The organism is Paenibacillus sp. FSL P2-0173, assembly GCF_038008045.1.
In the GTDB taxonomy this organism is placed as follows: domain Bacteria; phylum Bacillota; class Bacilli; order Paenibacillales; family Paenibacillaceae; genus Paenibacillus; species Paenibacillus polymyxa_B.
Map to the genome: position 1 here is coordinate 502529 of NZ_JBBOYK010000004.1, position 21551 is coordinate 524079.

At 40.0% G+C, this 21551-nt stretch carries 20 protein-coding genes; 5 read left to right on the plus strand and 15 right to left on the minus strand.

Annotated elements, in window-relative coordinates; translation table 11 throughout:
• The first annotated feature begins 63 nt into the window (after window positions 1–63).
• Window positions 64–1050 carry a DGQHR domain-containing protein gene (locus tag MKX30_RS22115; protein ID WP_341063513.1) on the plus strand — a complete coding sequence of 329 codons (987 nt, stop codon included), beginning with the start codon at window positions 64–66 and terminating at the stop codon, window positions 1048–1050.
• Window positions 1051–1217: 167 nt separating this feature from the next.
• On the opposite strand, the gene MKX30_RS22120 is transcribed toward MKX30_RS22115, so the two are convergent.
• The 7 genes from MKX30_RS22120 to MKX30_RS22150 form a co-directional block, all read right to left on the minus strand.
• The gene (locus tag MKX30_RS22120) at window positions 1218–2156 is read right to left on the minus strand and encodes an SAVED domain-containing protein (protein WP_341063514.1); all 939 of its coding nucleotides are present in this window, start codon (window positions 2154–2156) and stop codon (window positions 1218–1220) included.
• Between the two features lie 226 nt (window positions 2157–2382).
• On the minus strand, window positions 2383–2859 hold the full coding sequence (locus tag MKX30_RS22125) for a hypothetical protein (RefSeq protein ID WP_341063515.1): 477 nt from the start codon (window positions 2857–2859) through the stop codon (window positions 2383–2385).
• A gap of 4 nt (window positions 2860–2863) precedes the next feature.
• Window positions 2864–4021, minus strand: coding sequence for a nucleotidyltransferase domain-containing protein (locus tag MKX30_RS22130; protein WP_341063516.1), 1158 nt, complete (start codon window positions 4019–4021; stop codon window positions 2864–2866).
• Window positions 4022–4612: 591 nt separating this feature from the next.
• Window positions 4613–6664 (minus strand): TniQ family protein, encoded by a 2052-nt coding sequence (locus MKX30_RS22135; protein WP_341063518.1) that lies wholly within the window; start codon window positions 6662–6664, stop codon window positions 4613–4615.
• Window positions 6665–6684: 20 nt separating this feature from the next.
• The gene (locus tag MKX30_RS22140; RefSeq protein WP_341063519.1) at window positions 6685–7605 is read right to left on the minus strand and encodes a TniB family NTP-binding protein; all 921 of its coding nucleotides are present in this window, start codon (window positions 7603–7605) and stop codon (window positions 6685–6687) included.
• Window positions 7602–9680, minus strand: a complete 2079-nt coding sequence (locus MKX30_RS22145; protein WP_341063520.1) for a hypothetical protein — start codon at window positions 9678–9680, stop codon at window positions 7602–7604. Before MKX30_RS22145 ends, MKX30_RS22140 begins: the two co-directional genes overlap by 4 nt.
• Complete coding sequence (locus MKX30_RS22150) at window positions 9649–10434, minus strand: hypothetical protein (RefSeq protein ID WP_341063521.1); 786 nt, start codon at window positions 10432–10434, stop codon at window positions 9649–9651. The genes MKX30_RS22145 and MKX30_RS22150 overlap by 32 nt, the downstream gene beginning before the upstream one ends.
• A gap of 221 nt (window positions 10435–10655) precedes the next feature.
• Between MKX30_RS22150 and MKX30_RS22155 the strand changes: the two genes are divergently transcribed.
• On the plus strand, window positions 10656–11132 hold the full coding sequence (locus MKX30_RS22155; RefSeq protein ID WP_341063523.1) for a helix-turn-helix domain-containing protein: 477 nt from the start codon (window positions 10656–10658) through the stop codon (window positions 11130–11132).
• A gap of 973 nt (window positions 11133–12105) precedes the next feature.
• On the opposite strand, the gene MKX30_RS22160 is transcribed toward MKX30_RS22155, so the two are convergent.
• Genes MKX30_RS22160 through MKX30_RS22180 form a run of 5 tightly spaced genes read right to left on the minus strand, consistent with a single transcriptional unit; the run spans window position 12106 to window position 16462 of the window.
• Complete coding sequence (locus MKX30_RS22160; protein WP_076265175.1) at window positions 12106–13425, minus strand: ABC transporter permease; 1320 nt, start codon at window positions 13423–13425, stop codon at window positions 12106–12108.
• Window positions 13418–14320: an ABC transporter ATP-binding protein gene (locus MKX30_RS22165; protein WP_023986841.1), complete on the minus strand. Its 903-nt coding sequence runs from the start codon at window positions 14318–14320 to the stop codon at window positions 13418–13420. The genes MKX30_RS22160 and MKX30_RS22165 overlap by 8 nt, the downstream gene beginning before the upstream one ends.
• Window positions 14321–14322: 2 nt before the next feature.
• Complete coding sequence (locus MKX30_RS22170; protein ID WP_071559696.1) at window positions 14323–15258, minus strand: ATP-binding cassette domain-containing protein; 936 nt, start codon at window positions 15256–15258, stop codon at window positions 14323–14325.
• A 41-nt stretch (window positions 15259–15299) separates the two neighbouring features.
• Entirely contained in the window at window positions 15300–15701 is a 402-nt protein-coding gene (locus tag MKX30_RS22175) for a GntR family transcriptional regulator (RefSeq protein WP_023986839.1), read from the minus strand.
• Between the two features lie 41 nt (window positions 15702–15742).
• Window positions 15743–16462 (minus strand): hypothetical protein, encoded by a 720-nt coding sequence (locus tag MKX30_RS22180; RefSeq protein ID WP_071559367.1) that lies wholly within the window; start codon window positions 16460–16462, stop codon window positions 15743–15745.
• Window positions 16463–16697: 235 nt separating this feature from the next.
• Here MKX30_RS22180 and MKX30_RS22185 point away from each other — a divergent pair, with 235 nt between their 5' ends.
• Complete coding sequence (locus MKX30_RS22185) at window positions 16698–16925, plus strand: DUF1858 domain-containing protein (protein WP_023986837.1); 228 nt, start codon at window positions 16698–16700, stop codon at window positions 16923–16925.
• A 14-nt stretch (window positions 16926–16939) separates the two neighbouring features.
• Window positions 16940–18199 (plus strand): DUF438 domain-containing protein, encoded by a 1260-nt coding sequence (locus tag MKX30_RS22190; protein ID WP_071559368.1) that lies wholly within the window; start codon window positions 16940–16942, stop codon window positions 18197–18199.
• Here the strand turns inward: MKX30_RS22190 and MKX30_RS22195 are convergent.
• Window positions 18188–18700 (minus strand): GNAT family N-acetyltransferase, encoded by a 513-nt coding sequence (locus MKX30_RS22195; protein WP_341063526.1) that lies wholly within the window; start codon window positions 18698–18700, stop codon window positions 18188–18190. The two genes, MKX30_RS22190 and MKX30_RS22195, sit on opposite strands and share 12 nt — an antisense overlap.
• Window positions 18701–18847: 147 nt before the next feature.
• Here MKX30_RS22195 and MKX30_RS22200 point away from each other — a divergent pair, with 147 nt between their 5' ends.
• The gene (locus MKX30_RS22200; RefSeq protein WP_023986834.1) at window positions 18848–20134 is read left to right on the plus strand and encodes a hypothetical protein; all 1287 of its coding nucleotides are present in this window, start codon (window positions 18848–18850) and stop codon (window positions 20132–20134) included.
• Between the two features lie 66 nt (window positions 20135–20200).
• Here the strand turns inward: MKX30_RS22200 and map are convergent, their stop codons facing one another.
• Both map and MKX30_RS22210 read right to left on the minus strand, forming a co-directional pair.
• Window positions 20201–20983 (minus strand): type I methionyl aminopeptidase, encoded by a 783-nt coding sequence (map, locus tag MKX30_RS22205; RefSeq protein ID WP_080751590.1) that lies wholly within the window; start codon window positions 20981–20983, stop codon window positions 20201–20203.
• A 105-nt stretch (window positions 20984–21088) separates the two neighbouring features.
• On the minus strand, window positions 21089–21277 hold the full coding sequence (locus MKX30_RS22210) for a hypothetical protein (RefSeq protein ID WP_007428354.1): 189 nt from the start codon (window positions 21275–21277) through the stop codon (window positions 21089–21091).
• Window positions 21278–21551 lie beyond the last annotated feature (274 nt).

Sequence of the window (21551 nt, forward strand, 5' to 3'; positions counted from 1 at the left end):
TACCATTGAAAAAAGAACTTATGAGTATTATATTATATCTTATAACACCAAGGAGATACAGACATGAAATCCTTACCGACTCAGATTGTGATTGAGAATGTGCTACAAAGTAAAATGCGTGGGAAGGTTGCATATCAAGGAGCATTATCATCTAGCGCGGCTCTAAATATATCTTATGTAAAACCCTATAATGATCCCTCCAATAAAGGGTACCAGCGCCCCGTCGATACGAAAAGATGCAATGATTTTGCTGTTTATCTCTCTAAAGGAGATGATGCTCTATTTACACCTATATTGTTAAACGCAGCAGGCCAATGGGAATTCCACTCCTATGATCGTATAAGGCCTTCATTCGGTCGTTTAATTTGCAAAGGAAAAGCCTCATTAATGGATGGACAACATCGTTTAGGTGGGATTGAAAGATATACGCAAGAAACTAATTCGGAAATTAATATTCCTTTTTTAACTTTCCATAGTTTAGATGAAGATGAGGAAATAAAACTCTTTGATACTATCAACACAAAAGCCAAAGGAATAGGCCCTTCATTGAGTAAATATTTACGAAGAGATTCAGATGAACTTAGTTGGATTGCTACTGAATTGCTTGTTAGGAGAGATAGTCCTTTTTATAATATAGGCAGCATCATTGGCAAAAGGACCAAAGGCCGCCATGTAACACTCCAGAACTTATATCGCACTCTGCATTTCCTTATAAAAGAACCAAGTGTAGTTTTAGCAACCAAAGAAGAGAAACTTGTTTTAACCATTAGTTACTTTGATTCCATTAAAGCAGCACTGCCAAGTCAATGGATCGACTATCAAGGATACCGTTTAACACATATCGTCTGTTTAGATGCATTGTCTATTGCCGGCTCAAAAGTGCTGAATATCTGTCTAAGTGAATCAAAGAAATTCGATATTAAACTCATTAGCAAGCATACCAAAAAACTAGCTACTATTGACTGGTCAACTGATGGTTCCCTCAAATATGTTAAAGGACTTAGTGGCTCAAGGACCCTAGCTGAGGAGCTAGAAGAAATTATGTTGTAGATTAATTTGTCAGAATCATTTTTTCAATAAATGTAATATTGGTTCAAAATAGTTCAGATACCTTCTTATAATTGTTCCCTCATCTTCTCTGGCAGCTTATTCAATACAAAATACCCACAAGATGGGTACTATAGTATGTGTCCATCTTGCGGGTATTTTCGCCCTATCTATTTATTAATGAACCCAATGTCAAAGATGTGCTTAAACCCACCTGAAATGCGGTTTTCGTCATATAATCGTAAGGGAAGATCTGCCTTTGGCATCCAAATACGTCCTAATTCTATTGATGCTGATACAGGTGCAGCTGGGAAAACATGCAAGTAATTATCATGCCCATGTTCTTTTTTTATTCTATCCATAAGTAATCTGTAAGTATGACGGAGTTTTTTAAGTTGCTTTACTCCCTTTAGATAATCATTATTAGGGGTTTGGATAGTTAGAGTCCAAATAGATGTGTCTTCTCCAAGAATATTTGTTATTCTTTTATTCTCTATAGTACCACTCAAAGATATATTTAATGCTACCTTACGTTGAAAAGAATGTGGCTCTTGAACAATATATTCAAAGTCTTCGCTATAATCCAGCCACTCCCATGTTGCAGGTTCCCGATGTAATTGATATACATCTGCATCACATATATCGGATATCAAAGTACCCAACTCAATTAATAATGGCTGAGGTGCTAACCCAAAAACAGACAGGTGCTTGATATCGCCTAGATCTATTCGGCGCTTAACCTGATCACTAAATTGTCTTCTTAACTGTTCACGTTCAAACATCCAATACAGATCAGCGTTATCATGCAAAGCACTGTTTCCCAAACTTAACTCTATGGCTGGTTTTTCAGCGGGGTATTTTCTTGGTATCATTGCAGGTGAAGCTTTCTCCAAATTTATCTGTACATGATGTTGACCAACGTTCGCACCATATAACAAAACGTGGCTCTGCATATCCTCAGTGATACTTGTTAACATCTCAATTCTTAATTCATGATCTTGTTTCATCTTACGAAGTATATTCGCAGAGTGCTCAGCGACCTTTTCCTTGTCTATTAGACGATGATGTTTATCACACATAAGCATAAGATTTGTAATGTCGCTCTTCAACTTATCAGATAACTCGGAGTCCCCTCTTGGCCCATCAGGTTTATCTGCTATGATGTGAGCAATATACGATAGGTTAAACTCTACTTTTGTTAATGGATCAAGCCAAAGTGGCTCGTTACATCCTTTATATTGACATCGTCCAGCGGCTTTTCCCCAAAGTCGAGTCTTAACCTTCTCTGGTATATATGAAACTGACAGTTAAAATCCCCCCTATTTACGCTCCTTTTTAAAACTGCATACGATTAGTTTTAGACTGTGTATATTCTGGGTGAATTCCTTCTCCAAGCCATTCACCAGTAGCATGCCATATTTCATAAAAATATAGCCACATAGAGGTCCATGGAATAATAGTTTGGTGTATCCACTTATTTTTATTCCATTCCTTTGAAGCAGGATAATACAAACAAAGCCTTTTTTGATCGAACATATGAGGAATCTTCTCTCCTTGTCGTGGCCTTAAACAAGGGTCAAGAACCTGCACTTTAGGAGAGCTACCTAATGTATACTCAATAGAAACGGTGTAAATTTGACTTAGCTCAGTTGGTTTTAGCTGACCAATCCAAGTCAATTTTTCTCTAACGAGCGTTACTTCTGATCTAGGAAATGCAAGTTTCAGTGCTTGGTATTGTCTTGCAGTATCAATACTTGCATTCCTAAAAAACTTCCTGGCTGCTGAGCTCTTTTTTCTATGTGTATGTCTCATCCAGTCAGTTCCCAAAAAAAGTATTTTTCTTGATTGGTATGCTATCTGTGAGTCCAATAGTCGTTGGTAGTATTATACCCGAAGGAGCTATGGAAAGCTGTCCATTGGTACGCATAGCTTGTTGGTAAGTGGCATGATCTTTAAGAGTACTTTTCATTAAATCTTCTCCAAAAAGACCGCTCATTTCTTTTCCAAACTTATCTAAACCATTGATATTAAGAATGGTATCCCACTTAGTACTGAAGTGGTGTATAAAATCCACAAAATGAGTATATAGACTTGGATCTTCCTCCCACCGTTCACTTAATAGTTCTTTATGATTTTTAGGATTATAGACACGGATTCTACTGCAGTCTCTAATTTGCTCCTTGATACCATCTAAAATTCCTTTCATGGTATCGTAAACTGATCCTTGTCCTTTGTAGTGGTGGGCAGCTAAAGTAGTAAGAACAATACTTATCGGTGCAATTTTGACTTCTGTTTGAAAATAATAATCTCGAAATCTTTTCAACATTTGCACAGCACGTTTTAGGGGGGGCTTCTCATCAATTGTTTCTAATTCAGGAAGGCGCTGTACCTCGGCCTTCTCGATAATTTCAAAGTTCCATGGTGTATAATTTTCAGCGATTTTTTGAAACCACTCTGCGTATCCTTTTGGATTACTGTCCTTCCAATTAGCAGCAGCTCGATCTGGAACTACTATACAATGTTCATGGACTCCTGATACCGGAATAGCCGGTAGAATATCCATATGAAAGTTATTGGCATAATTGATCCGAACACATCTATTTTTAAGTTCTACTTTGTCACGATAAACGCCATGATTATACAAAACTTTATATACGTTTTGTAAAAACTCAACTGGACTTTTAATATTTTGAAAACGGATGTTGTTCACTTGCATTACAAAGTCCAAGTCAAACTCCTGACTACCAAACGGCCGTACAGTCGTTCCTATTCTTAAAGATCCTTGCGGGTAGATCTGTAAGTCGCTTTCTTTGAAATATATGCTTTGTTCAAGTACTTTAGAGACAGCATGATATGAGCACTCAACCGTTTCATGCATAGATGGACTGATCTGTAGTTTTGAACACATCCTATGAAGTAACATTTCCAACTGTTTATTTGTTTGATAACTATTTTGTTCTATTACTAATGCCAATATTTTTCCCCCTCTAATTTGAGATTTCAATAATTTTATTATTAACTAACCCAATTCAATTAAACAGGGTAGAAGTATTACGATTATATTTAAAGCAAAACCAAAAAACGAATATATGTTCTGCATGTTAGTTTCATTATAATTAAAAAACATCTCGACTTCAACAATATATAGTAAAAAAATCTATTTATCAAATAAAACAACACAATATATAGTCTAATCAACTCTGGGGAAGAGATGAGATAATTGAACCAGTGAATTTTGAATGTAAAAGGATGGATAGAACGAAGACGCTTATACATGCTATTTTGCAACAAGGCTTCAGGTACACTATCTTCATCATTTTCTAGATGAATTTACTTATACAAAATAGAACTAACTGCATTATAAAGCGGCTAGTTCTTAATTCTTACGTTTTTTGAGGTTCACATGAATTTCTATTAGTGTGGAAACATTCATTTATCATTTTGGAAAAGCGTAAGTTTAATCTTTCCTCACTCCCCACTGGAATAGATAAAAATCTCAAGCTCAACTTATTACAACAACTAAAATTAATCCGAAAGGATAATTTAACCGTAACCACCACGACCATTAATAACTCCGTGACTCGTCATTTAACAACCTATGAGAGTGGTAATTACTAATCTCTTCTTCTATAAGATTTTTCAATAGTCTGTACCCTTTTACAAAGATATGCGTATAATTCATTTCCCGAGCAACTGCTGATATATTAACAGCATTATTTTTCTTCTCTACTTTTTTTATGGCTTCTCTTATAAGAAATCTATTCCTTTCTACAATAGATTTCTTCAACTCATAGTTATGCGCACTTACTGAATGTCTTATAAAGTTTAATAGATCAGGATAATATTTCTTAATATAATCGCGGTTTCTACCTATCCGTTTATAAATGCTTTGACTTGTCGCTGTTTGAGAAACATCCAATGCGTTTACTAGTGATTTGGACAATTTGTATAATTCCCTTTCTTCTTGTATACCATTCATTAACATTTGTTGTTCCTTACTCTGCCCGATTTTAGAAACAAGACCACGTGACTGAAGGAGTTTTTCTGAGCAACCTAGTACTTTAGCTATTTTAGAAATGCTGACGTTCTCATTAGTTTTGGCCATTTCTTTGAGTACTTTTTCGACCCTTATATTTAAATCTTTATATTTTTTAAGTGGCTTCTTTAAATCCGATATTTTGTAAAGGAAATACTCCTGTACATCTGTATTCGCATAGTAATAACTGTATTCTATTACCGACCATCCGAATAGCGCCTGGGCTTTTCTATATCTAGTTTCTGGATAGGTATGTGAATCACAATCCAACTGCTTAAAATATTGGATTATATCTTCAGGAATTGAATGTGGAACATATTTAGATAATATTTCTTCCTTTAATAGATGCCGATATGCTAAATAACCAACAATCTCGCTAATTCGATACATATTAGTACCTATATTTCTTAATATTTGACATCTGGTAAACCCCTCAGAAGTCAACTTCTGTACTTTAATTATGATTTGGATTTTATTATCAATATTTAGCCAAGCTGAAGTTTCAGTGTGATATCCATATTTCATAAAACAATCATTGCATATATAATAATAATTATATCTGACTTTTGTTTTTCTAGGCTCAATTCGATTATTTATCAATATTATCTGTTTTGATTCTCCGAAAGAAGAACACCATGAAGCTAAACATTGACCAGGTTTTTGTTTTTCTTTTGACTTATATATATTATTAACGTATACACTTGGCACCTTAAGTACAGAGAATTCTTCAATACTCATGTTGCATGCATCCAAAATAATAAATAATTGTTTCCAATCTATTTTTTTTACGCACGAAACTCCCCTGACGAGAGAGACTAAATTTTTAATTATGCTTATGCTAATGTGTTTTATAGCCTTACGATCATACTTATGGGATTGATTCTGTCCCAGATATAGTACCTTAACTGCTAAAGACTGTTCCAAAGATAACTGTCCTATGGTTTGGCTCAATTTCCTATTCGGATCAAGCAGGAATTCCCACCTTTGATATAATTTCAATTGTCTCTCTCTTATATCCGAATTTAAAATATAAGCTTGGCTAGTTGTGAAACTTCTCTCACTTTCTGAATGTGTACATATTTTGAATGATTCAAGATCATCTTGATAATTGAATTCCCTGTTACAATACTGACATTCTGATAACAGTATCATATTATGTTCAATGCAGATCTCTATATCTTTAACTTGCCAGATAAGCTTAAAAAAAACATCTCTTTTTATGCACTCTGGACAATAATTTCGGGACTTTTTATGAAAAGCATTATTCATAACTGTAGCTCGATCAAAATCTTGATATGGATCTTCCAGGAATTTAGAATGTAGATTATAAAGAGTTAGAGACTGTACCTCCACTCTGGACAACCCCAATAGGTTCCCTAGCTTTCTATGATCTACCATAGTATAATCGAAATCCAATCGAAAGTATTGATTAGATCTCAAAGCATGCTCAGATCCAATATGAGCTTTTTTCCATAAATCTTTGATATCATATTTGTTCAAGTTAGCTGATCGAAGTAAATAAGAAGTTAGTGACTCTCCTTGTTTCGGTATTGGCCTGATCGCGATTCTTTCATTACTCATGTTATTGAACCTCATTAATTTCAATTAGATACTAGTGTTGGCTCTGTTAAATGGTCAATTTCTCCAAATAAATTGTATTTTGCACGCTCAATTAACTCAACATTTAATTGAGATTTTGATATATCATGAAAATCCGATTCAAACACCCCTAATAATCGATAAGCCTCAATTATAATGTTGTGCAAATAGCGTATACGCCCTTGGCAGTAAAAATGAAGAAGAGCAGGAAGACCCGTTTTCACGTCTCCCAGTCCTATTGGTGCTGGTGGTTGTAGTATTTCTTCTATTTGCACAAGTAGGTTTTGAAATTTTTCATCGCAATTCTCGAATCGAGATATCCTTTCTCGTCCAAAGCGTCCGATATACTCATCTTCCATTGTCCTCAGACTTTCAATTTGGGGAGTACCCATACAAACTAAACAAACCCTACCCTCATTGGTCAAATCCTTAAACATCTCCATAGCCTCTTGATTATCAAATCGCTTCGTACGCATAATGAAATTCATTTCATCAAAAATGATCATTTCTGTACGTTGTTTAACAAGTAAATGGAGTGCTTGGTCTTTTAAATAGTTTACACGTGCATCTGATCTAACGATGGGTGCGCCTAAAGCTTTAATAATTCGTTTGTAAAAATCCATTTGTGTAAAAGGATAAGGAAGTTTTACCCGAATAACAGGAGCTATATCTATTTCTGCATCTGCTTTTTCATCGTATATTGTGAACCCAGGATTCTTTTTAACATACCTTTTACTAATCTGTGTTTTCCAAACACCAGACAAACCAGTTACCATTAAATGACGAGGGTCCTCATTTTCAGTCCCTGCTTTAAGATGAGTCCTCATAGAGTCAAACCGATCCCATACACGAGTTACTTCCTCATGCTCAATGAATAAATTTGCTATTCTCTTGGCAAACGCTTTCGCCTCTTCTATGCTCACGATTCTTTCGACTTCCTTTCTTGTTCAGCATGTTTAGCCATAAGAAGTAGCTGCTCTTCCATGCTTCTAGCATTTTTTTGATTGGTAGTTTGTTCATCCAGATATGAGTTTGTAATGCTCACAGTCACACTAGAACCTAGCTTTGAAATTTTTTTGAAGATTGTTTTACGATTATTGAAGCCATCACTAATTTCTTTAGCAATTTTTTCAGAAGCCCTCGATATTTGTTTTCGTCCTGGAATCATTCCCTTTTTTTGTTGACCTTCCTTTTTTAATAATTTTCTAATTTGTTTATAAGTATAGTCATTCATACCAACAACTGATTCATAAGGAGGGCTGGAACATTGGAGCTTAATAAACTCATTAGTTTTAGGATGTAATAAATACATTATAGATACATCGTCGATATCCATTTTAACTTTGTATTTTACATCTCTCTTTGCTACCAGATCATCCCCGTGATCCCATTTGTAAATCCGATTATTCCAACGAACTCCATCACGTGTATAAGGTTTCTTATCAGTTAGCAAAAATTCAATTTTATAACGTTCTTCTTCATCTTTACTGATCCAATCTGGATAACCGACCTCTTGAATACCTTCGTAATATCTCAACAAAGGTGTATTGGTCTGTATAGGTAACCCCTTATGCTCTTTAATAGGATAAATATCAGTTAAAAAAATAGTCAATATTCTGCGTACCTGGTCTAATGTAAGACAAGCATCTTTTTCTGAATCTATATCCCCACGATCAAAAATATTACTCTTTGTCGTTCCCAAAATGTTGTGAATAAGCTGACTGTTTATGGTTTGAAAAAGCCGCTCTATAATTGCTCCGTATCTGGGCAGCCTTACGGGACGATGCATGATCTCAGATTTTAAGGACTCATTAACCAACCTTTTAATATCCGAACTTTTAAAATCCATACCGTTATCTACATAGATTACATTAGGAATGCCAAAAGCCTCCCACTCCATCTCTGTATCCAACTCTTGTTTTATATTTTTAACAAACACTCCATGTTGTATAGCCTTACGTACAACATTTATTGAAGGTGGCTCAAATGATACATAGAGACACCAAGGCATTCTGCTGTACACATCAATACCCAATGTGATCCATGGGCGCATAGTAGCACCTGTGATAGGATCAATAGCTTGCAAGTCCAATTGAGTGTGGTCGATTTGTATCATATCTAGTGGGTACATAGCATCACGATCAGCATAACCACGCGACACCTCATCGTAGTTCGCTTTAGCTAGTTTTAGGTTTCTCAATCGCACTTTTGCCTTTTCATCTATTCGATCGATCAGATCGGAGATGGTTGAATAACTAATTTCGTCTTCATCTTCTTTTGCACATCGATTGTTAATTTCCTCGCTAATAGAGGCCTTGGACATTCTGTACTTGTTTAAATACTTTTTTTCAATCACATCTTTAATAATCTCCATTTGTTTTTCGTTTTTCCGAATGATTAATGTATCCAAAACAATATCCGGTTTATCTGGATGGCAAATCACTAACCGTTTATTGTCCTTTCGACCTCCATACCCTTTCCCCTTATCTGATATAAGTCCTTCTAATCCCCCATTTTCTTTTTGGTTTTCCATTTTTCTATAACTTGAAAGGTACCTCATCAGCGTGGCTCTAGACACTCCTCTGTGTTTTGTAATTCTATGAATTAGAGTTTCTTGATGCAATTCCTCTAAGATTTCATCAGATTGTAAATAATGCACATACTTATCCATAAATTGTTGTACTACCCGAAACTGATTGGCTTTAATTTGTTCTAATAGCAATAAGGGCTGTATCATTTCAAAACGTTCGCTAACTTCTGCACGCTTTTTCTCAGTAAGGGTCGTCAAAAAGCTATATCCCTCTCTTTCTTTCCTCATCTTTTTCATAGAGGACTGTGGCACGAAAGTAGGGTGTGCTACAAGAGCAGAAAACCTCATTTTAAGTTCTTCCCCATCAGGACGTTTGATTATGATCTCTGGCGGATTAATCGCGACTACCTTATGTAGTTTTCCATAAAGCTTGAATTCAGAATAAAGATTCAGTTGATTGAATGCCATTATTAGGTAATCCCTCTCTTATCGTTTTCATAGATAACATCTGCTCATTAAGAGACACTCGTGTGTGTGATGTAATCCTTTCAGTAACATCAAAATGAAAGGTTCCTCTGGCCATAAGGAAATAAATAATAGGTCTAATCAACAAAGGATCAATATCTCCCTGAAAAGACCGAGATACATCTTCTATGCTCCCTGATTCCATACACTGCATTCTGTACGCTACTTTCTGCATCCACTGATCATAATAGGTACGCTCCTTTAAAAATCCTTGTAAAAACCTGATATTCCAAGATAATTGGTTTGGCATTTCTTTGGGATAAATTACTTTATACTCCCAGCCTTGTTTGAGAGCGTACGAATTGCAATACTTGTTAATCAGTTGTTCTTTATCATCTGGCCCTTGTTGAGAACTATGTTTTATCTGATAAAGTAAAGGGATGGACTCCTGTCGGAAAACAAGTACATCCGAAATATGAGTCCAGGTAGTAGTCCCAAAAATGCCACTCCCCTCTTTAATAGGTACTTCAACTGATTGAACATAGTACCGAACGACATCTCTATCCAGTTCTAAGAAATAATAAAATAGTCGCTCTCCTAAAGATTCATATTCTACCGGTCGATTCATTTTTTCACTATAAAAACTTCCGATAATATGCGCGTACCAATTACTTCCCCGATTATTCACTTTTCTTTTGGGAACATAAAGTTGGTCTTCTCTTATCCAATTTTTATTCAACCAATTTTCACCTGACAAGCAATCTACCCCTCCTTTTATATAAAAACACCAGAATATACCAATTATAACTAACTAATTGATTAGAATATAATGGTCTTAATCTGATAAAATAATAAGTAAGATAAATATGTGCTGATACTAGAGTAAAGTATATTTTTTAAGTTTTATTTTGATATTTTTTTCATTTTCAATTAATTATATCCGAAAAACGATAATAAGCAATGAAGGCGGTGTAAATAGTGAATATAATTGGTGACAATATTAAGACTGTTCGCAAAATAAACAGTCTTAATCAAATTGAATTTGCCAAAGTCCTTGGAATCTCTCAAGGCACCTTAAGTGATATAGAATCTGGAAAAAGTAAGCCCTCACTTGAGACACTAATATCTTTATTAGAGAAGTTTGATGTTAATTTATATTGGCTTATTAAAGGACAAAGTTTCTTCGAATCCAAACTAAGAAAAACAGAAATTAAAGACAATTTAAGAGAATCAATTATTTTAATAGAAAATGAACTCAAAGAATCCTATCTTCAAATTCCGTTTTTAGATTTGTATTTGTTACGTGATGAATTATTTACAACCAAGATTAGTAACAATGAAAACAAACTACTAGGTTTGTTTCGCCGACTAAAGCCGAAAGACCAAGAAGATATCATTTCTTTTATTGAAGTAAAACTTTCTAAAAACAAAAAACAAACACCTTCCATATCTTAAAAATCTTAAAAATAATAGAGAAGAACGAAAGATAATCTTTTGTTCTTTTCTCCTACACTCAATATTCATTGTAAATTGAAACTGTTTGTTACATTTGTCGTCCAATTGATATATGTTTTATACATATCTATAAGTAAGGAGTTTTGAAATGCGTAAACATATTCAGTATTTTTTCCTAAAGTCCATTTCCTTTTCTTTATTATTCACCCTTATTTCCATATGCTCTTTTATTGGAGGTTCAAAATTAATCGAATACATTTTCGACTATACTTCAGATCATACAATCAGGGCTTTAGTTTACGGGACTATGGCCTCTTCTGTAATTGCTTTACTAGCAACTTTGGTAACACATATATTCTGCCACTTCGTACTAAAAAAAACAGACTTCACTAGTTGGTTTAGAACTGTTAACCTGCTAATTATTTACTTTACAGGTCTAGGAACTGCTATTGTTGCAATGAAAAGTTTACTGTTGAAAAACGGCTTAGTAACAGGCCATGAACTCATTTTCCAAGAACAATTTAATATGTTCGGGGTAATTTTCTTTATAGCCCTTTTCAACTATAATATTTATAACTCTCTTTTCCTTGCTAAAGATATACTAGGATTCAACGTAGTAGTAGCTTTCATAAAAAAGAGTTTGCGATCTATTTACACAAATTTACTTTACAGAATAAGAAACTAATTCTCTGTCCTCTTATAATCTTATGAGATTATAAGTACTCAACATAAAGAAGAATGCTTTTCAACTTGTCTCATTTGTTGCTATTACTTCAAATTTCACATAGCTACGCACTTCACTCTTAAACAAATTACAATGTGTAATTAGATGAAAAGAAAAAATCCTTGCATAGCAAGGATTTTTCAAAAAATTATCATTGTTGATGTCTCAAACATGTACCGTTAAAAGTCTCATTTATTAATGAAATCTGTCTCAACTATAACCGTTACTCACAACATCGACAACAGCTTCTTAAATCTTGTAAGCCTTCATAGCTTTTCTTAACTCTTTGAATGAAGGACGTTTACCATACATTAAGACACCCGTACGGTAGATCTTGGCAGCCAGCCAACCGAACAACAAAATGGAGGCGACCAGAATACCAAGTGACAGCCAGATTTCCAGCAGGCTCGCCCGCTCCAGACCAATCCGCAGCAGCATGACAGTCGGCGAGAAAAATGGGATGTACCCGGCCACCTTAACGAAAATCGTATCAGGTGCGGCGATATTGAAGATACCGATATAAAAGGCTGCTAGTGACAGCACGGTAATCGGCATGATCGCCTGTCCCAACTCCTCGGTACGGCTAACGATGGAGCCCACCGCAGCGAACAATACTGCGTACAGAAAGTAGCCGAGGATGTAGAATACCAGACCATAACCCAACACCGCGATATTCAGTTGCGACAGATCCAGCCCGGCTGAGCTAAGAATGACATTATTATGCGGCAGCATAAGGTTGGCACATACAACGGCTGCAAAAACAGCAATTTGCAGCAGGCCGACCAGGAAGATGCCGATAATTTTTCCGAACATCTGGGTCAGCGGTGAAACGCTTGTGATAAGAATCTCCATGATACGTGAGCTTTTTTCCGATGTCACCTCTGCAGCAATCATATTTCCCGTCATCATGGAGGAGGTGAAGAATAAAATCATCAGTACATAGACCAAACCATAGTTAATCATAGAGGTTTCTTTTTCCTCTGTCCCCACAGCTCCTCCTGCCTCAGATGGACCGTCTACTTCCCTGCTATCCACCATTACAGGTGTGCTAATTTCACGAATTTGATCGCTGGTCAATGCATTGCGGCCCATAATGGCTTTGACCTTAGCTTCCTGAAGTCCCGTCTGCAACAATGTAATTACAGCAGGAGATGGCTCTTTTTCTACAGAGACGTACTCCACTTTAGGAAACGTGTCTCCCTTAGTGGCAGGCTCCGTGAACTGCACGTAACCTTGCAGCTCCCCGTTTTTCAAGGCTTGCTGCATTGCCAGCGTTTGTACGTTGTCATAACGCACCCAGATGGCTGCCGGGTTGGATTGCTTCTTGGTGAATTGCTCCAGCTGATTCGCCACTTCTATCCGGCTCCCAGCAATCAGTCCCAAGCGATGATGCTCGGCTGCCGTTGTGCCCGAACCTCCTGCCCCATCTCCTTTAAACAAAGAAATCATATACGGCAGATTCATACCAATTGTAATGAGCAAGGCCAGTACCAGCGTTGTAATGATAAAAGATTTGGTTCTCGCCTTCTGACGAAACGTAAAACCGATCACCGTACCCAGTCTATTCATGGGAATCACCCACCTCTCTTATGAAAATCTCGTTCAGCGTAGGTTCCTTGATCTCAAAATGCTCCACATCCGTTTGCTCCAACGCCGTTTGTAAAATCAACTTCGCCGCATCCGGCTGCTCAATATGCAGCATCCAGCCGCGATCCATAGGCTCTGCACGGCGCACGCCGGGCAGCTGCTCCAGTCCGTTCACTTCACCTGTAGTAATGAGACGAACTTTTTCACGTGGGTAACGGCCCTTAATCTCCTGCACACTTCCCTGCACAACTGTATTTGAGCGATGCAAAATCGTAATATGGCGGCATAGTTCCTCCACATGCTCCATGCGGTGGGTCGAGAATAAAATCGCAGCCCCATCATCCCGCAGCTCTTTCACCGTATCCTTAAGCAATTCAACGTTCACCGGATCAAGCCCACTGAAGGCCTCATCCAAAATAAGCAGCGTCGGGCGATGCACTACAGCAGCAATAAAACCCATTTTCTGCTGATTCCCCTTGGATAGCTCCTCAATCCGCTTGTCGTAATATTCCGGCACCCCAAAGCGCTCCAGCCAGTAGCGTAGACTTTTGTCCGCCTCCTTGGCCGACATGCCGCGCAGCCTGCCCAAATAGTTAATTTGCTCGCTCACCTTCACCTTGGGGTACAACCCTCGCTCCTCAGGCAAATAACCCATCGTCCGTTGGAGCTCCTTGCTGTAGGGCTTGCCCTCATATTGAATGTTTCCTCCATCAGGGTAAATCAGGCCGAGCACCATGCGCATCGTTGTCGTTTTGCCTGCTCCATTGCCTCCCAGTAGTCCGTAAATCTCCCCGCCGTTCACATTCAGCGAAATTCCGTTCACCGCCGTGTGGTTCCCATATTGCTTCACGACCTCTTTCAATTGCAGCATGCTCATGATTACTCCGCTCCTTTTTTCTGCGTATATATCTCCGCATCTTCTGATAGTTGTCCCGCAGACCAATGTACTAAAATATCATCCAGTTCCAAACGCCGCACACGGATGGGGCGTATGCCCGCTTGTTCCAATATGGCGCTGGTCTCTCCGGCTGCCAACGTTACAATTCGTTGCAATCCGCCTTCGCTCTCCGTCTCTACCACTCCCGGAAGCTCCGATGCCTCCTCTGGCGTGCCTTCAAACCACATTTCCTTGCTATTTTCGAGCAAATGGTCTTTTTCCAGCTTGCCGAGCAGCCTGCCATCATGCATCAGAACAATATAATCCGCCAAACGCTTAATCTCGTCTATAATATGAGTAGCAATAATGACCGTCGTTTTGCCGTTCTCCATACAATCCCGCAGTTCTTCCAGCATGATTTTCCAGGCAAAAGGGTCTAAACCCGACGAAGGCTCATCCAGCAGCAACAAACGGGGGTGAGGCGCCAAGGCTGCAGCCAGCTCAAACTTACGGCGCTCTCCCTTGGACATACGCGATAATTTCGTATGCTGAGGAACCTGAAATCGTTCCATCAGACGCTGAAAACGTGTTTCATCCCAGCCGGGATACCACAAGGCTCGAAAAGCCGCTGCTGCTTCTGCTGTGAGTCGATCTTCCTCACGGGTTGGCTGCTCTGACACATACCCAACCCATTGTCGTGTATCTGCCGGCATGCCGTCTGGATACGCTTGACCGAACCAACGGATTTCACCGAAATCCGGGTGGATAAGCTGAGTCAGCAGGTGAATCAATGTACTTTTGCCCGATCCGTTATGTCCAGCCAAAGCGACTACATATCCCGGTTCAATGGTTAGATTAATCGGTCCAATTTCCCGGTTACCCCGGGTTTTATAGACCTCGCTCATCTCAATAATGGGTGTTTTTATCTGTATCCCCATAGGAACTTCCACATGATGATTTACATCGTTCTTCACGGGCGTCACTCCTTCACTTGGACTTCATACCTTCTCTTCACCATTTCTGCGAAAAGCTCCCACAATTCCTGTTCTGTCATCTGCACAGCGATGCCTGTGTCAATCGCCGTTTCCAACGCCTCAGTCACTGCTTTAAGGCGGTAACCTGAGCGCTTATCGTCCTCAACCAGAGCTACGAAGGTGCCCGTCCCCTGCCGGGTACGAAGCAAGCCCTCGTTCTCCAAATCCTGATAGACCCGCCGGACGGTGATGACGCTGCAGCGGAGCGTTCCTGCAAACTCCCGAATGGAGGGAAGCAGCGTTCCCGCTGCAATCTGTCCGGTTACGATGAGTGAACGAAGTTGCTTTTCAATTTGTGCATACAGCGGTTCCGCGCTATTCTCATCAATTTGCACTGGTATATTCACCTGCTTCTCCCCCCTTTTTATCTATCTTTGTACACATACCGCTAAGTTAAGTCCCGTTTCATAAGCCTACGCTGTGTCACCTTATAGGACACCCACATACCCAGAACTCCTGCCAGCAACGCTCCCCACATCACCGGAGACAACAGCTGCCATTCCTTACTATAAAATGCCGTTATCGATACCAGATTGGCCCCACATACTCGAACTATAATCGTAACTATCCCACAAATAAGCATGATGACAATGGATATCCAAAAGTAGGATTTTCCTTTTTTAAGAAATTCCAAATGAATATAAATGGCTTGAATCAGCATGCCGTAGCCTATCCAGGTAAGTGCAAACGATACAAAGAAACCTGTACTCGCATATACCCGAAACGTAGCTGACAACGTAAAAAAGAGAGTGAAAAATATTACACTATTCATAACAAACGCCAAAAGCGCCTGTTGAATTCGACTCATAATCACCGCATTCATCGGTATAGGCAAGGTGCGGAAAAAGGCTAGCATATGCGTATAGGAATCTTCCTGAAGATATTTAAATGCACGACGGTTATAAATGAATCCGAGAAACGGAATCAGCACCAGCATGATAAAATCGGCTACTGGACTCAAGTTTCCACGCTCATCCCAATGCACACTTACAGCAAAACTCATGGTAAATCCCAAATACGCAATAAACAGCAATGTCCACAGCATGACATATGGATTGTTGCGAAAATCGTGCCGGGTAATCTTCCATGCCTGCTTGATGATTGTCATTTTCTTATCCTGATCCCTTCTGCACTGCCTGTAATGACGACCTCATTCTCTCTTCATACGAAGTTGTTATTACAGTAATCAGTGTTATTACTGTATATATCCTTATACACAGTATATAAACCATGAATTACAACTGTCAACACCTGAATGTAAATTGTGCGTACAATCACAAAAGCTCGCCAGGACCTATGCTACTCTGTAAATGATAAACGTTCTCAATCAAGGGGATGAACAAATGGATAAGCTACTGCACTGGGATGAGCCGATATTTAACCTTGTTAGCCGTTATCCCGAAGTGAAGGACATTATGGTAGAGTTGGGTTTTCACGATATCGCCAAGCCTGGCATGTTACAAACCGCAGGTCGTTTTATGACACTGTCCAAAGGTATTTCATTAAAAAAAGTAGCTATGGAAACCGTGGAACGCACGTTTTTGCAACATGGTTTTACCATTCAAAAATAAAGGAGCTAACGATCATGAGCGAGCTAATTAACAACCGTGAACATACAGCACAGGAATTAACGGAACGCCAACAAACGCTAAAGGAAATTATAAAAGAATTACATGCCGGGAAAAGCGTGGAGGAAGTCAAAGCGCGTTTCGCAGAGGCTGTTGGCGGAGTAAGCGTAGCCGAAATTTCGGCTATGGAGCATGCATTGATGACTGAGGAGGGAATTCCCGTATCGGAAGTGCAGCGTCTTTGTTCCGTGCATACATCGATATTCAAGGGTTCCATTGAGGATATCCACCGTCCTTCAGGACCAGAGGAACAACCGGGACATCCCGTTCATACCTTCAAGCTGGAAAATCGGGAGATCGAACAATTGGTCAACTTCAAGTTGTCATTGCACGCGGACCAATTTCAAAAGGACGACAGCCCCAAAATCATCTACAAGCTACTGGAAGATTTAAGTCTGCTGCTCGATCTCGACAAGCACTATAGCCGCAAAGAAAATCTGGTCTTTCCTTATCTAGAACGCTATGGAATTTTTGGCCCAACCAAAGTCATGTGGGGTGTGGACGACAGCATTCGTGCTGCGATTAAGGAGGCAAAGAGTCTGCTCACCGAATATAACGGAGATCGTGAACAGATTGGGAAGGCACTTGCCCATATCATGAGCGAAGTGAATGAAATGATATTCAAGGAAGAGAATATTTTGCTGCCGATGGCACTCAGTAAGCTGACAGAGGATGAGTGGCTGAAAATAGCCCGTGAAAGCGAGGAAATCGGGTTCTGCCTGACCGCTCCCGAACGTGAATGGATACCTGAACGGGCAGAGGAACCTGCAGAAGCCCTTGAGCAAACGGAAGGCACATCCGGAACACCGCAAGGCTTCGTGAGATTCGAGACGGGGATTGTATCCGTACAACAATTGGAACTACTGTTGAATCATCTACCCGTTGACCTGACTTTTATCGATGAAAATGATGTTGTTCGCTATTTTTCCCATGGTAAGGAACGAATCTTCGCGCGCACGAAAGCCGTCATTGGTCGTACCGTACAGAATTGTCATCCACCCCAAAGCGTGCACGTCGTTGAGAAGCTGCTGGAAGATTTTAAAGCAGGCCGCAAGGATGCTGAAGATTTTTGGATTCCAATCAAGGACAAATTTGTCTACATCCGTTATTTTGCCATCCGTGATGCTGAGGGCCACTATCTGGGAACGTTGGAATTTACGCAAAATATTGCACCGATTCGTGCTTTGGAAGGACAAAAGCGTATTCTATCCGAATAGTATCCAACCGTAAGCCAACATGTTCAGGTTTTTGCCACTCATATTTATAATATGTTGTTCTACTATAAGTTTGGCCCCCAGCCTTTCATAAAAAGTACATGTTGGATTATCTGCTAGCACCCATACGATTACAGAGTGAATATCCATACTATTAAAATGTTGAAGCAGACGTAAAAATAGTCTCTTCCCCAAGCCTAAACTATGGTATTCACTCAAAACGTAAATAGCCGTTATTTCTCCCCCATACGGGGGATATTCACCTGACTTTTCTGGACCCCCACTCACAAATCCGATGATTTCCCCCTTCTCATTTTCAGCAACGTATACCCGATGGCCGTCTTCACTGGATAGATTCGCATTCCACAGTTCTGTTCTTTGCTCATAGGAAAGCTGTTCCAGAACCTGGGCAGGCATTATATCTTTGTACGTCGTCCTCCAGCAATCTACGTGCACCTTGGCGATGCCCTCGGCATCTGATATCGTTGCTTCCCTGATGTTCATGTGAGTTCCACTCCTAGTTTCCAATATTATGCACTCTATTATATCGACGATCCAAATCTTGATCTATAATAAGAATATTCATTGTTTAGTGAAGTTGGATAGGATAACCGTTCACTACACTACTCGTTCATTACTGGAGGATTCGACTTGAATAAAATCGTTTCATTTTATGTGCCGCTTGGCATTTCGTCATTAATTGCTGCACTAACGCATGTCATCGTCAATGCCGTGCTTGCTCGTTCGGAACATCCTTCGTTTACATTAAGCAGCTATGCGGTCGCCGTCAGCCTGTGCCTACTGTTGGAAACTCCGTTAACCGCTGTACGGCAAATGACCACGAAATTCGGTTATGATCGCAAGTCCGTTCATTCTATCGGTATTTTATGTACGTTCGTCGCTGTGGCTGTATTGATCATAGGCTGGAGCATCGGGTTGACGCCCGTAGGCAATCTGGTCTTTCAATATGTATTTGGTGTGTCCCCAGTATTGATCGAACCCACCAAGAACGTATTTCAGGTTCTTACTTTACTATACATATTGGTAGCTGTCCGTAACATATATCAGGGACTTATTATTAACAAGCACCGAACGGCATGGATGACATTCAGCTCGTCCATACGTATTATCGTGATGCTAATTGCTTCCTGGTTTTTGATCCGTGCTGGCTGGACGAATGACGGACGAGTCGGTGCTGCCATTTTTATTGCAGGTATTCTCATAGAGCTGGTCGTTACTTTTTTAGAAGGCCGGGTTCTCAAAAGAAAGCTGCCTCCTGACAACGCGGAGCAAACCATCCATCATGCGAAGCATCTTCTACCTTTTTATCTTCCTTTGCTATATTCGGCGCTGGTGCTGGTTATCCTGAATCCTTCCATCCAAGCTGCGCTGAACAATACAACTGATCCACTTTTGGCCGTGGCATCCTTTTCTGTAGCACTGCAAATCCTAAATCTATTGGTCTGGTTTTGCAGCTCTTTGCATCAAATTGTGATTCAATTTTATACGTCCAAGCGCAGGGAAGTGCTGATATTTTTGAGCTTTTTGTCTATCCTGTCGCCGCTGCTACTACTGTTACTTTCCTTCGGATTTGCTGGCGATCCTGTGTTACGGAATGTATTGGGATTGGAAGGAAAATTGTTGCTAGAAACCAGAGGATTGCTTCGCATACTGGCTGTCTATGTCGCATTTTATCCTTGGGTGGAATATTTTATTGGGCGTTCGATATTGATCGGCAATACCAAACCTATCTTTATCGGCAGGCTGTTTTCTGTAAGCTTTGCGATTCTCGCGCTTATTCTGTGTATCTGCTTTTTTTCAGGACTGGACGGCAAAGTGGCGGGAATTGTGATGGCTGTTTCCTCCCCTGTCGAGCTGGGTATTTATCTGTTGCTTTACCGAAAAATCTCAACAACCACGATGAATGTGTCATCCTGAAAAAACTTACCTAGAGAGCCTTATGCAAACGCCCCGCACATTGACTCCCTATGGCACAACTCTCTTTTATGAGGTCAAAATATAAGGGCCGTTCTTTGTAATCGCAATCGTGTGCTCGTATTGAGCCCCCCAACTGCCATCTGCTGTGCTGATGGTCCAGCCATCGTCCCCCCAGAGCACGGCCCCCTCGGTTCCGAGGGTAAATACCGGCTCAATGGTAATCACCATCCCTTCGCGCAGTGGTAATCCCGTTTTGGGACGACCGTAGTGCAGAACCTCTGGCGGCTCATGCATTTGGCGGCCAATGCCATGCCCGATCAGAGGCTTGACGTTGCCGAACCGCCGCCAGCCTGCTGTTTTTTCCACAGCATGCCCGATATCCCCCAACGTCCTCCCCGGGCGGGCAACCTCGATACCCCGTACCAATGCCTTATGGGTCTGCCGCAACAGTCGTGCTACCGGGCGGCTAATGTTACCTACCGCATAAGTCCATCCTCGGTCAGCCAGCCAACCATCTTTGTTAACCACAATGTCGATGGTCACAATATCCCCATCATGAAGCACCCGCTCCGAGGGAAAACCGTGACATACCACCTCGTTGACCGAAGCACAGGTGGCATAAGGGAAACCTTTATAGCCCTTTTGTTCAGGCGTGGCTCCACGCTTGCTTAAAAACTGCTCCACCCAAGCATCGATTTCAAGCGTTGTAATTCCCGGAAGAATACGACTTTCCAGCGCACGATGGCAATCTGCCAAAATACGTCCGGCCTCCCTCATGTAGCCGATTTCCTCCGGTGTTCGTATCGCTATCTCTATTGGAATCCGCCTCCTTTGAGCATACAAATTCACTAAACCTATCCCATTGTATGCACGGCGGACACAAAAAAACCGTCTCCTCTGTGGATAGACGGTTTATAAAAGTCGTATTTCTAGTTTTTCGGGTAATCGAACCCTTTAAGATACTGAAGAATTTATGCGACCGAGTTCGTTTTCCACCACCATGGTCAACTCTTCCTCATACCCTCCTGTAATCCGGTATTTTCGCACATATTCCTTTACAAATTTTTTGGGATCCTTAGGCCGGAAAATTCGAGTCATTTCCCGCAGACTTTCCTTAACTTCATTGTGACCTTTCGTTGCCATGTAACTCCCTCCCAAAACGTTGAAAATAAGTGCTCCGTTGAAGAGAATGCCGAAAAGTATTGATGTCCTTATGCAGTGAAGTAGTATGTCTAATTGCAGCTTAGGTCGGGAACACCTTATACAAGGCATGTACCTGACACTATTATTAACCGATTTTCTTTTGGCTGAATCACTACCCCATTATAACATATTCAGATACAGCTTTCAGCTTTCCAGTAAATTTACATTGATTTTACCTATCTTTTACGCATCATGTCATTTGGGGTACTCAATC